12 protein-coding genes are annotated in these 12068 nt (G+C 61.4%); 7 read left to right on the top strand and 5 right to left on the bottom strand.

Annotation, left to right across the window (positions count from 1 at the left end):
- Nucleotides 1–6 precede the first annotated feature (6 nt).
- The 5 genes from N4R57_10595 to miaA form a co-directional block, all read right to left on the bottom strand.
- On the bottom strand, nucleotides 7–1152 hold the full coding sequence (locus tag N4R57_10595; protein UYV39557.1) for an ABC transporter permease: 1146 nt from the start codon (nucleotides 1150–1152) through the stop codon (nucleotides 7–9).
- Nucleotides 1153–1718: 566 nt separating this feature from the next.
- A complete protein-coding gene (locus N4R57_10590) occupies nucleotides 1719–2804 on the bottom strand; it encodes an ABC transporter permease (GenBank protein UYV39402.1) in 1086 nt (361 codons plus the stop codon).
- A gap of 143 nt (nucleotides 2805–2947) precedes the next feature.
- A complete protein-coding gene (locus N4R57_10585) occupies nucleotides 2948–4618 on the bottom strand; it encodes an ABC transporter substrate-binding protein (protein UYV39401.1) in 1671 nt (556 codons plus the stop codon).
- Nucleotides 4619–4868: 250 nt separating this feature from the next.
- Entirely contained in the window at nucleotides 4869–5726 is an 858-nt protein-coding gene (locus N4R57_10580) for a helix-turn-helix transcriptional regulator (GenBank protein UYV39400.1), read from the bottom strand.
- Nucleotides 5727–5808: 82 nt separating this feature from the next.
- Nucleotides 5809–6678: a tRNA (adenosine(37)-N6)-dimethylallyltransferase MiaA gene (gene miaA / locus N4R57_10575; protein ID UYV39399.1), complete on the bottom strand. Its 870-nt coding sequence runs from the start codon at nucleotides 6676–6678 to the stop codon at nucleotides 5809–5811.
- A 266-nt stretch (nucleotides 6679–6944) separates the two neighbouring features.
- Between miaA and pyrH the strand changes: the two genes are divergently transcribed.
- From pyrH to dxr, 7 genes are all read left to right on the top strand, one after another.
- Nucleotides 6945–7634, top strand: a complete 690-nt coding sequence (gene pyrH, locus N4R57_10570; GenBank protein ID UYV39398.1) for a UMP kinase — start codon at nucleotides 6945–6947, stop codon at nucleotides 7632–7634.
- Entirely contained in the window at nucleotides 7631–7858 is a 228-nt protein-coding gene (locus N4R57_10565; GenBank protein ID UYV39397.1) for a hypothetical protein, read from the top strand. The genes pyrH and N4R57_10565 overlap by 4 nt, the downstream gene beginning before the upstream one ends.
- Nucleotides 7840–8520, top strand: a complete 681-nt coding sequence (locus N4R57_10560) for a hypothetical protein (GenBank protein UYV39396.1) — start codon at nucleotides 7840–7842, stop codon at nucleotides 8518–8520. Before N4R57_10565 ends, N4R57_10560 begins: the two co-directional genes overlap by 19 nt.
- A 141-nt stretch (nucleotides 8521–8661) precedes the next feature.
- Entirely contained in the window at nucleotides 8662–9231 is a 570-nt protein-coding gene (gene frr / locus N4R57_10555; protein UYV39395.1) for a ribosome recycling factor, read from the top strand.
- A 20-nt stretch (nucleotides 9232–9251) separates the two neighbouring features.
- A complete protein-coding gene (locus N4R57_10550; GenBank protein ID UYV39394.1) occupies nucleotides 9252–10013 on the top strand; it encodes an isoprenyl transferase in 762 nt (253 codons plus the stop codon).
- The gene (locus tag N4R57_10545) at nucleotides 10010–10870 is read left to right on the top strand and encodes a phosphatidate cytidylyltransferase (GenBank protein UYV39393.1); all 861 of its coding nucleotides are present in this window, start codon (nucleotides 10010–10012) and stop codon (nucleotides 10868–10870) included. Before N4R57_10550 ends, N4R57_10545 begins: the two co-directional genes overlap by 4 nt.
- 2 nt (nucleotides 10871–10872) lie before the next feature.
- Complete coding sequence (gene dxr, locus N4R57_10540) at nucleotides 10873–12042, top strand: 1-deoxy-D-xylulose-5-phosphate reductoisomerase (protein UYV39392.1); 1170 nt, start codon at nucleotides 10873–10875, stop codon at nucleotides 12040–12042.
- The last annotated feature ends 26 nt before the right edge of the window (nucleotides 12043–12068 follow it).

Here is a 12068-nt window from a genome sequence, read left to right as displayed (position 1 = left end):
TGTTCATCAATCCTTCAGCGATTCTTCGCGCAGGCCATCGGCCAGAAGGTTGAGACCCAGAACCATGGTCAGCAATGCGAAGGCCGGTGGCAGGGCGGGGTGCGGGAAGATCGACAGGAGCTTGCGCCCCTCGTTGATCGTGCTGCCCCAATCCGGGCTTTCCGGTGGCAGGCCAAGGCCGAAGAAGCCCAAGGTGCCGAGCAGGATCGTGGTGTAGCCGATGCGCAGACAGAAATCGACGATCAGCGGTCCACGGGCATTGGGCAGGATTTCCCAGAGCATGATATACCACGGCCCTTCGCCACGGGTTTGCGCCGCCGCCACATAGTCGCGCGTTTGGATGTCGAGGGCGAGGCCCCGCACAATCCGAAACACGGTGGGCGAGTTGACGAAGACCACCGAGACAAACACCACGAGGATGCCGCCGGGAATATCAAACGGATCAAGCGACTCGGGGAGGATTGCGAGCACGGTGCCTTGTTGCGAGATCAGCAGCAGATAGGCGACGACCATCGGCAACAGGAAGATCAGCAACCACTTCATGCGTTTGGCCGGTTGCATGTGAAAGCGCGAGTTGATCAGCACCAGCACAAAGACCAGCGGGAAGATGAACAGCACCGCCGCCATATAGTTGGGCAGCCCGGTTTGCACGATTTCCGGCGTCACCAGCAGATAGAACAGCAGGATCACCGGGAAGGCGAGGATCAGGTTGGCAAGGAAGCTGAGGCCCGTGTCGAGGCGACCGCCGTAATAGCCCGCAGGCAGGCCGAGGGTGATCCCGACCATAAAGGCAAAGAGCGTCGCCATGGGCGCGATGCGGATCACGATCCAGCTGCCTTCGACCATGCGCGAGAACACGTCGCGCGCGAGGTTGTCTCCGCCAAGCAGGTAGTAGGGATAGTCGCCCGCTTCGGCGCCGCTGAGCGGGGTGCCGGGCAGTTTGTTTTTCATCCCCGAGACCTGTTCCAGCCCGCCATGGGTGGAGATCATGTCAAACAGCCCGACATAGAAAGCGGTAAAGACCCAGAACATCACAAGGCCAAAGCCGATCATCCCGATGATGCTGTCAAAGAGTTTGCCATAGAGGCCGAGCTTGCGTTTGAATTGTATCGACAGCGTGTAAAGCACGACGAGCGACAGCCAGACCGGCATGAAGCGCACAAAGATATTGGCGAGGATCCCGCGGGTTTCAAAGGCCGAGAGATATTTATGCCGCGCAATTTCATCTGCCGGGGGCATGGCGGCTTTGTCGAGCGTGGCAAGCCAGTCTTTGTGGCCGGCCCCTTGCCAGAGCAGGGTGACAACAAGCCAGAGCACGATCAGGACGGCGACCGCCTGAATTGCCCATTTGAAGATCAGCCCCATGACGGCGGCGGGATCGTCAAAAAAGGTGTTCATAAACGCCGAGAGCATCGCCGTGAATACGCCGAGACCGGCGATAATAACGAGTATCCAGCCGAGCGTTGAAAGCGGCATGGTTTGGTCTTCGGAGCCGGAGATGCCGTTATAGACATACATGAAGCCGACAAAGACAAGCAGCAGCACCGCGATGCCGTTGAACAGCGAAAAGCTGGTGCGGGCCGAGGCGTTGGTGAAGCCAAGCAGCGCGGCGCAGAGCCCCGCGGTGATGGCAAAGGTGATGGCGACAAAGAGAAGCGGTGCGAAGGTGCCGCCGTAAGCGCCAAACCAGGTGAGTTGTTCCATGTTCAGCCCCTCCCTTATCCGATCCGGATGCGCGGGTTGAGGAACACATAGCCGATATCAGAAATCAGCTGTGTGACCAGAACGACCACGACCGAAACCACCGAGACCCCAAGCAGGAGTTCGATGTCATTGTTGCTTGCCGCCTGAACCAAGGTCCAGCCGAAGCCTTTGTAGTTGAAGAGCGTTTCAACGATGACGACCCCGTTCAACAGCCACGGAATTTGCAGCATGATGACGGTGAAGGGCGCGATGAGCGCGTTTCTGAGCGCGTGTTTCATCACGATGTTGCGAAAGCTCACCCCTTTGAGGCGGGCGGTGCGGATGAACTGTGCCGTCATGACTTCGGCCATCGAGGCGCGGGTCATGCGGGCGATATAGCCCATGCCATAGAGCGCGATGGTCAGCACCGGCAGGAAGAAGTTGTTGAAGTTGGCGTTTTCCATCGCTTGGGTGGCGGTGCCACGGAAGATGGTGCGCCCCTCAATCAGCCCCCATTCGGCGAACAGCGGTGAGAGCCCGTATTTCGATGAGGCCAGCAGCGCGATGAAGATCACGCCGGAGACATATTCGGGCGTGGCCGTTGTGGCGATGGACAAGGTCGAGAGCGAGCGGTCAGTGCGCGAGCCTTCCCGCATCCCCGCCAGCACGCCGACGATCAACGCCGCCGGCACCATGAGCATCATGGTAAAGAGCATCAGTTTGGCCGTCAGCCCGAGCCGTTTGCCGATAATGGTCGAGACCTCTTCGCGAAAGCGGGTGGACCAGCCCCAGTCCCCTTGGAGCACGCCACAAAAGCGTGGGGCATCTGCGGGGTCTTTCCCAATCGCGTAGCATTTGCCGCGCACTTCGCCATCGACGCCTTCGATCACATAGCCCGGAACCACGCCAAGCCATTGGCCGTATTGCGAAAACAGGTTGTCGGTATAGCCGCGATTGCCGAGCCAGCGCTCGACCTGTTCGTCGGACATACGCATGTTGCCTTGCGTTTTGGCCAGCTTTTCGAGGTTCGGATAGAGGTTGGTCAGAAAGAAGACCACGAAGGTTAGACAGATAGCCGTGATCACCATCACGCCCAGTCGTCGTAAGATAAACAGTCCCATGGCAGCCCCTGTTGGTCGGGTCAGGCTTTGGGTCGGTCAGATACCGACCGTGGAACGCGCCGCCGTTGATATTATGAGTTTTAGGGGGCGGTGCGTGTCGGGGGCGCGGCAAGGATGCGCGCCCCCTTATTGGGCGTGGCCGGTTAGCCGGCGAGGCCCCATTTGTAGTGGTGGTGCTCAAAGGCGATGTGCATGTCGGTGCCCACCAGACCTTCTTTGAAGTGACGATAGAGCGAGCGCCAGTAAGGTTGGATGGTGACGCCTTCTTCTTGGATGAGGGCGGCACATTTCCCGGCGATCTCTTTGCGCTTTTCAGCGTCCGCGATCGAGAGGGCATCGGCGAGGAGGGCGTCGAATTCCGGGTTGGCCCAGCCAAATTCGTTCCACGCTTCGCCCGATTTATAGGCCAGCGCCCAGATTTGAACGCCAAGCGGGCGGTGGTTCCAGTTGGTCGAGCTAAAGGCATAGCCCGTCCAGTCGTTCCAGAAGGTATTGCCCGGAAGCACGGTGCGTTTCACCTTGAAGCCAGCGTCGCGCATTTGTGCGGCGACGGCATCGTTGGTGTTGCGGCGCCAGTCATCGTCGATCGACATCAGCTCATGCTCAAAGTCGAGCATGCCGGCTTCTTCCATCAGCGCCTTGGCGGCGACGGGGTCATGCTTGGGCGCTGCCACTTCGACATACTCGGGGTGAACCGGGCCGAGGTGGGTGTTGGTCGCCGTAACGCCGCGCCCGCCATAGCCGAGTTCGAGCAGCACGTTGTTGTCGACGGCCATGTTGATCGCCTGACGCACGCGCTTGTCGGCGTAGGGTTTCTTGCCATCGACTTCGGCCAGCTGGTTGGGGCGCACGACGATGGTCGCCATGGTCACAACTTCGGATTTCTGCAGGCCGAGCCCGTCGAACACGTCGATGAATTCACCGACGGATTCATGCAGCATATCGACTTCGTCCGCCTCGATCGCGGCGAGCCACGACGACGGATCGGTGCCGAAGTCGATATATTCGATGCGGTCAAGGTATGGGCCGCCATAGACTTCGGTGCCCCACCATGTGTGGCCTTCCTTGAGCGTGAGCACGGCTTTGACGCCGACTTCAAGCTCGGTAAGGGCATAGGGGCCGGTGCCGACGGCGGTTTGGGTCTGGGCCGCGTCATAGCTGCTGTGCACCACGGCAGAGGGGTAATCCGAGAAACCGGCGATCAGCGAGATGTCGGGCTTGGGCAGGTTGAGTTTGACCGTGTGGCTATCGACCACTTCGATCACGCCGTCGCCGGCCATGCCTTTTTCTTCGTCGATCAGCGTGGCGACGCGACCGGCCATCGAGTTGCCTTCGACCGATTTTTCGCACCAGCGCGAGATATTGCGGGCCACGTCTTCGGCGGTGAAATCGTCGCCGTTGTCCCATTTCACGCCCTTGCGGACGTTGAGGGTATAGACCGTGGCGTCGTCGTTGATTTCCCAGCTTTCCAGCAGCATGCCACGGAATGTCCCGTCGTTGTTATATTCAACGAGGTATTCGAGGTTGCCGCGGGTTTCGTTGCCGATTTCCGACCAGTCATAGGTGCGGGTGTCTTTAAGCTCGCGCACGTTCATTTGAACACGCAGGGTGCCGCCCTTTTTGGGCATCGCGTGGCTGGCTGCTTCGGCGGGCATGGTGAGGCCGCCCATCGCATAAGCCGCAGCGGCGGTGACGCCAAAGGTCGAGGCGCGGGCAAGGAATTCGCGGCGGCTGAGTTTGCCTTCCTTGAATTCCTCGGCGTACATCAGCGCGGCCTTGTGGGGCGGTTTTCCGTTGATTGTGGATTTCTTCATTCGCTATCTCCCTGAGAAACGTAGGTTTTTTGCTTGTGTTGTTTGGGGGTAGGCCACGTTTGCGGTTTTTATGCTATTCGGCCAGCTCCCCTCTATCCCGCCTTCATTTCCGCACGGTTTACCCCCCGGCGTCAACGGCAGGATTCGTCATTTGGTGGTAAAAAAGCGACATTTCACTTGTCTAAAAGCGTCATCTGCCTTTGCTGGCATGGCTGAACCGATGCGGATGGGTTGTGACATTTCGGCGCGATTAAGGGCGGCGGGCATGGGCTGTGCGGCGCAAATCACGCGGGGAATGGCCTGTATGGCGTTGAATAAAGCGGGAAAAATAGGCCGGGCTACCGAATCCCAAGTGGCTGGCGATGTGATTGATCGGGTGATCGCTGTCAGACAGGAGCGTGCGGGCGGCATGCAGCGAGCATTCGGCCAGCATTTGCGCGGCGCTGAGGCCGGATGCGGATTTGCAGGCGCGTGACAGGTGGGTGGCGGTGATCCCAAGCTCTTGGGCAAGCTGTGCCACGGTCGGATTGGCGAGATAACGCGCCGCGACGAGCGGGGCAAACGCGGCGGCGAGGCGTTGGTCGGGGCGGGGTGCGGCGCTTGGCGCATGCTCAAGAAGCGTGCGGCGCAACCAGATGGCAAGCAGCGTGGCATGGGCGCGGGCAGCAGCCCCGTGGAAGGCGGCGTTGGTCTCTTCCTCGGCTGACATGGCGTCGATCAGGCGGGTGAGGGCGGCTTGCTCCTGAACTTGCGGCAAGCGCAGCAGGTGCGGCGTTGTCGGCACAAGGATGTCCGCACCGGGCGGAATGCGCAGCACTTGCCCCATGCTCTGAGGTCCGGGGGAGAGCGAAAACAGCGTGCCCGCCGGGACAAACAGCGCGGCATTTGCGCTGAGCGCGTGGCGGGTGCCGTTGAGGATGGTGTGGCCACCCGCGCGGATGAAGCGGATCAGGAGGTGATCTGTGCGGCTGTGTTGCAGGGCAAGCCGCCAGCCGTCTTTGCCCATGTAGCGGGCGAGCGGGCGCAGGTCGGGGGTGGTGTCGCCGGTTATGGCACTGGCGGCTATGGGCGCGGGGGGCGTGGTGCTCGTGGTGTTCGTGGGGGACATGGGTGAAACGCGATGCGTGTTGTGAAAGTGCTAGTAATGGCCTTGATCATTGGGGAAATCTTGTTGCCCTGATTGCAAAAGGTCAAGCCATTGAGAGGCGATGCCAGTCTTTCATGCGCTTGGAAAACCATGTGCGCTGTCGTTTGGCGTATTGCCGCGTGGCGATGATGGCGGCGCTGCGGGCCTGTTCCAGCGTCATCTCGCCGTTGAGGTAGCCGATGAGTTCGGGCGCACCGATGGCGCGCGCCGAGGGGCGCTTGGGGTCCCAATCGGGCAGGTTGTCGCGGGCTTCTTCAAGGGCGCCGCCTGCGAGCATCAGATCAAAGCGTTGTTCGATCCGCGGGGTGAGCCAGTCTTTGGGCGCGTCGATCACAAGCGCGGTGCAGTGCGATAGCGGCAGGCGGGGCGGCGGGGTGCTGTCCTGCCAGTCGGCGAGGCCGCGACCGGTGGTTTCCTGCACCTCCCAAGCGCGTTGCACGCGCACGGGGTTTTGCGTGTCGATCCGGGCCAGAGTGGCCGCGTCGAGGGCGGCGAGCATGGTGTCACGCGACAGGGTGTCGGCGCGGGCGCGGATTGCGGGCGGGGTTGCGGGGATCTCGGCCAGCCCTTCGGTGAGGGCGGAGAAATAGAGGCCGGTGCCGCCGGTGATGATCGGGCGATGGGCAAGAAACGGGTCGAGATCGCGCAGCCAGTGGCCGACGGAATAGCTCTGACCTCCCGGCACATGCCCGTAGAGCGCATGCGGCGCGCGGGCGAGGTCCTCTGCCGCAGGGCGGGCGGTGAGGACGGTCCAATTGGCAAAGACCTGAAGCGCGTCGGCATTGACGATGGTGCCGCCTTGGGCCTCGGCAATGGCGAGGGCGAGCGCGGATTTGCCGCTGGCTGTGGGGCCGGCGATGAGCACGGGCGCATCGGGGTCGATGGTTTCGATAATGTCAGTAAGCGCAGCCATGACAGAGGCAATAGCGCCGTTTTGGCCCGTGGAAAATGGGGAAAACCGCGCATTGCGTTTAATTGCCGGGGGTGGCGAGGGGGCGGTGGGGTTTTCCGTGACGGAAAACAGGCCGAAATCCGCGACGGATTTCGTGCATTGAAACTGGCGGGCATTTGCGACATCTTGCGGCAAATTCCACATCAGCTATCCAGATGGAGTGCCCACATGAGCCAGGATGCCGCGCCCGCGTCGAGAAATGAACCAGCGCCGCGTTTCGACGCGTGATGCTTAAAATCTCAGGCGAGGCGTTGATGGGGGATCAGGGGTTTGGCCTGCATCCGCCGACCGTGGCGCGAATCGCGCAAGAGGTGAAGTCTGTCCACGATCTGGGCGTCGAGATCTGTATGGTGATCGGTGGCGGCAATATTTTCCGCGGCTTGCAAGGCAGCGCGCAGGGGATGGAGCGCACCACAGCGGATTACATGGGGATGTTGGCCACCGTGATGAACGCGCTGGCGATGCAATCGGCGTTGGAAGAGATCGGCGTGTTCACGCGGGTGATTTCGGCCATTCCGATGGATCAGGTCTGTGAGCCTTATATCCGCCGCCGCGCCGTTCGCCATCTGGAGAAAAAGCGGGTTTGCATTTTTGCCGCCGGCACCGGCAACCCGTATTTCACCACCGATACGGCGGCGACGCTGCGGGCCAGCGAAATGGCCTGTGAGGCGATTTTCAAGGGCACCAAGGTGGATGGGGTTTACGACAAGGATCCGGTCACGAACCCGGATGCGGTGCGGTTTGACCGGATCAGCTATGACGATGTGCTGGCCAAGCACCTGAAGGTGATGGATGCCAGCGCGATTGCATTGGCGCGTGACAATACGTTGCCGATTATCGTCTTTAGCCTTGATGAACCGGGCGGATTTCGCGGCATTCTGGCCGGTGAGGGCACCTATACGACGGTTGGCGGGTGAAGCGGGTCGCGCGTGGCATTGGACTCGGCTGCGGGCTTGGTATTGCTCTGCTGGCCGGTGCGGCGCGGGCCGAAGGCGGCTTGAGCGATTTTCTGGGGCCGCGTGGCTGTACCATTGAGGCGGGCGCGGGGCAGGCGGGATCAGACGCCGCCGCGATCAATAAAATCGGGGCCGTGCGCAGGCCATTGCTGCGGGGTTCAGTGCAGTGCAGATCGACAGTGTGATCGACGCCGCGCTGAAGGCCGGCACGGCGGTGCAGCAGGGCCGCTATGTCGTGCTGGGTGAAGAGATTTGCAGCATTCGCCTGCCCGAGATCACCACCAAGACCGCGCTGGACGCGCCGGAGATCAAGGTGAGCACCACGGCGTTTGATCAATTCGCAGCCGATGGCTACGAGGGCTGTTACCTGCAGGATGCGTCGGTCATTTTCAAAGAGCGCGATCCGTCACCGGCAGGCAATGACAGCTTCCTGAGGTTTTACGCCGCGCATATCCTGAGCGGTGATCTGACGTTTTATGGCGACAGCCCGCTGCAAACGCCGCCGGGGTTACAGGTGTTGATGGGGGACTGTGGCAAGGTGGCGAAGGCCAAGGATATTGCGCGCAGCCAGAGTTTCATCACGGATGAAAACTTTGCCAAATACGTGCGTTGGCAGATGGCGCAGACCCCGTGCAGCGACGCCCGCGGTACGCCGACGGCGATGCAGTTTACCGCCGAAATGCAAGGCGCGGATTTGACCAGTGAGAAAAAGATCGACCCGCCAATCAACGCGTGGCTGTGGTTTGAATTTGATCTGATCGCTATGGCGGCGGGGTGGCGCGAGGGCATGTCTTGGACCGCCAAGGGCAATTTGCGCCCGCCGTTGTGTCATTATGTCCAAGGCTGACGTTGTGCCCGGAAGGGGGCCTTGTTGCGTGCGCGGCCGCGCACGGGGCTTCTAAAGCCTGCGCATTGCGTTTATAGCAGAGACAAGACGCGGTGCCCGTCATGCGGGAAACCGCCGTGAGGAACAGAGGAGTAACGGCACATGGCCGACGAAGAATTCATGCTCGATACCGATGATCTTGAACGCCGGATGAACGGCGCGCTTGGCGCGATGCGCACCGAGTTTGCCTCGCTCAGAACCGGGCGGGCCAGTGCGTCGATGTTGGACCCGATCACGGTTGACGCCTATGGCGCGACGACGCCGCTGAACCAAGTGGGCACGGTGAACGTGCCCGAACCGCGCATGGTCACGATCAACGTCTGGGACAAATCGCTGGTGAATGCGGTGGAAAAAGCCATTATGAACAGTGGCTTGGGCATCAACCCACAGACCAATGGCACCATCGTGATGCTGCCGATCCCCGAGTTGAACGAAGAGCGCCGCCGCGATTTGACCCGCGTGGCCGCGCAATATGCCGAACACGCCCGCGTCGCCGTGCGCAACGTGCGCCGCGACGGCATGGACCAGATCAAGAAAGCCAAGGCCGACACCCATCTGGGCGAGGACGACCAGAAGTTCTGGGAAACCGAAGTGCAGGACATGACCGACCGTTTCATCAAGTCGGTTGATGACGCTCTGGAGGCTAAACAAGAAGAAATCATGCAGGTTTAAGCGGCCTGAAGGGGAGGACGATGGCCGTGTCAGACACCAGCAGTCAGTCAGTCGGTTCGCCGCAAGGTGAGGGAGCGGGCAATGGTCCGGGCCATGTTGCGATCATCATGGACGGCAATGGCCGCTGGGCGACACAGCGCGGGCGGCCGCGTCTGTTTGGCCATCACGCCGGGGCCAAGCGGGTGCGCGAGATTGTCGAAGCCTGCCCCGATCTGGGTGTCAAATACCTGACGATTTTTGCCTTTTCGACCGAGAATTGGAAGCGCACGCAGGTCGAGGTTGCCGGGCTGATGACCCTGTTTCGCCGCTATATCACCAAAGAGGCGCGCGCCCTCAAGGAAGAGGGGGTGCGGGTGCGTTTCATCGGCGACCGGCTCAGGCTTGATAAAAAGCTGATCGCGCTGATGGATGAGTTGGAAGAGCTGACGGCGGGCAATGACCGGGTGCATCTTACCATCGCGCTGAACTATGGCGGGCGCGACGAGGTTGCGCGCGCCACGAAACGCTTGGCGCAGGATGTGGCCGCCGGGAAGATTGACCCCGAAAAAGTGAATGAAGAAACCCTCACAAGGTATTTGGATACAAGGGTTTTACCCGATCCTGACCTTGTGATCCGCACTAGCGGAGAGGCGCGGATTTCCAACTTCCTTTTGTGGCAATCGGCCTATGCCGAATACGAGTTTATCGACACGCTTTGGCCGGATTTTTCGGCCGATGTTTTTGCCAAACTATTGGGGAATTACGGGTCGCGGGACCGGCGGTTTGGTGGGGTGAAGGCATGAGCGAGGGCGTCAAGGCCCGCTGGGGCGACCTTGGGATGCGGATCGTGTCGGGGGTGGTGTTGGCGGTGATCGCCATTGCCGCCTTGTGGGGCGGGCAGATGGTGTGGACCCTGTTTGTTTTGGCCATTCTTTGCGCCGGGTTCTGGGAATTGGCGCGGCTGTGCGAGCCGGGTATCACGCCCAAGCGGCGGTTGTTGGTCGGCATTTTGCCGGTGATTGGCATTTTGCCCGCTTTTGGTTTGGGATTGGGGGTCAGCGAGGCGGAGGGCCTTGATCTGGCCTCTCGCGTGTGGGCCGAGGAAAAATCCGCAGGCTTGCTGACCACGGTATTGGTCGGCGGGGTGATCGTGAGCTTTGTGATGCTGGTGCAGGTGGTGCAAGAGCGGGCGTTGCAAGGGGTGCTTTACGGGGCTGTATTGCTGGGCGCGGGCGGATTTTTGGTGGTTGCGCGCAGTGAAAACGGCGTGAACGCGGTTTTGGCGTTGCTGGCGATTGTGGTGATTTCGGACGTGGCGGGGTATTTCGCGGGGCGGATGATTGGCGGGCCGAAGTTCTGGCCAGCGGTGAGCCCGAAGAAAACATGGTCAGGCACCATCGCGGGATGGGTTGGCGCCGGGGTGTTTGGTGCGCTTGTGCTGCCGGGATTTGGTGTTGGCGTGCAATGGGCGGTGCCGCTTGCGGTGGTGTTGTGCTTTGCGGCGCAGATGGGTGACATCATTGAGAGCGCGATGAAGCGCAAGGCGGGCATCAAGGATAGCTCGAACCTGATCCCCGGTCATGGCGGTGTGCTTGACCGGATGGACGGGATGGTGGGCGCGGCTGCGGTGGCGGCGTTGATCATGTTGATCGCGGCCTAGCGATGCGGCGTGTGTCCATATTCGGCGCGACGGGGTCTATCGGGCAATCAACGATTGATCTGATTGCGCGCGCGCCTGAGGCTTATGATGTTGTGGCGTTGAGTGGCGGGCGCAATATTGAGCAGCTGGCGGCGGATGCGCGCCGGCTTGGCGCCGATCTTGCTGTGACCGCGCATGAGGCGCTTTTGGGCGAGTTGCGCGACGCATTGGCCGGGTCCGGGGTTGAGGCGGCGGCGGGCGAGGCGGCTTTGGTAGAGGCCGCAGCGCGGCCTGCCGATTGGGTGATGAGCGCGATTGTGGGCGCGGCCGGGCTAAAGCCGGGATTGCGGGCCTTGCAGCAGGGCAGCACGCTGGCGCTGGCCAACAAGGAATCGCTGGTCACAGCCGGGGCGTTGTTGCTGGACACGGCCAAGGCCCATGGCGCGACCGTGTTGCCGGTGGACAGCGAGCATTCGGCGGTGTTTCAGGCGTTGGTCGGCGAGGAGATGAGCGCCGTTGAGCGGGTGATTATCACCGCGAGCGGCGGCGCGTTCCGCGACTGGCCGCTGGAAAAACTGGCCGGGGCGAGCGTGGCGGAGGCGAGCAGCCATCCCAATTGGGACATGGGGCAGCGGATCACGATTGACAGCGCGTCGATGTTTAACAAGGCGTTGGAAGTCATTGAAACGCGGGAATATTTCGGGATCGCGCCGGAGCAGATCGAAGTGTTGGTGCATCCCGAATCCTTGGTTCATGCGCTGGTCGGGTTTCGCGACGGCGCGTTGATGGCGCATCTTGGGGTGAGCGATATGCGCCATGCGATCGGTTATGCGCTGAACTGGCCCGAGCGGGCGGCGCTTCCTGTTGGGCGGCTTGATCTGGCGCAGGTTGGACAGTTGAATTTCGCCGCGCCGGATGAGGCGCGCTATCCGGCGTTGCGATTGGCGCGGGTGGTGATGGCGCGGGGCGGCTTGGCGGGGGCGGTGTTCAACGCGGCCAAGGAAGAGGCGCTGGACGGGTTTATCGCCGGGGCGATCCGGTTTACCGATATGGCGCGAGTCGTTGAGGCGACATTTGAGGCGCTTGAACGCGACAATGGCCTTATTGACGCCGAAATGACCCTTGATAACGTGGCGCAGGCAGACCAAATGGCACGCAGACGTGCAAAAGACATCATCGCCGCCCCGCTCTGAGGGGTAAGGCGGGCAGAGGAACGGGC

This window comes from Rhodobacteraceae bacterium D3-12 (assembly GCA_025916135.1).
Classification (GTDB): Bacteria; Pseudomonadota; Alphaproteobacteria; order Rhodobacterales; family Rhodobacteraceae; genus JAKGBX01.
Note: the sequence above shows the minus strand (reverse complement) of the source record. Positions and strands in the feature narration are given on the sequence as shown.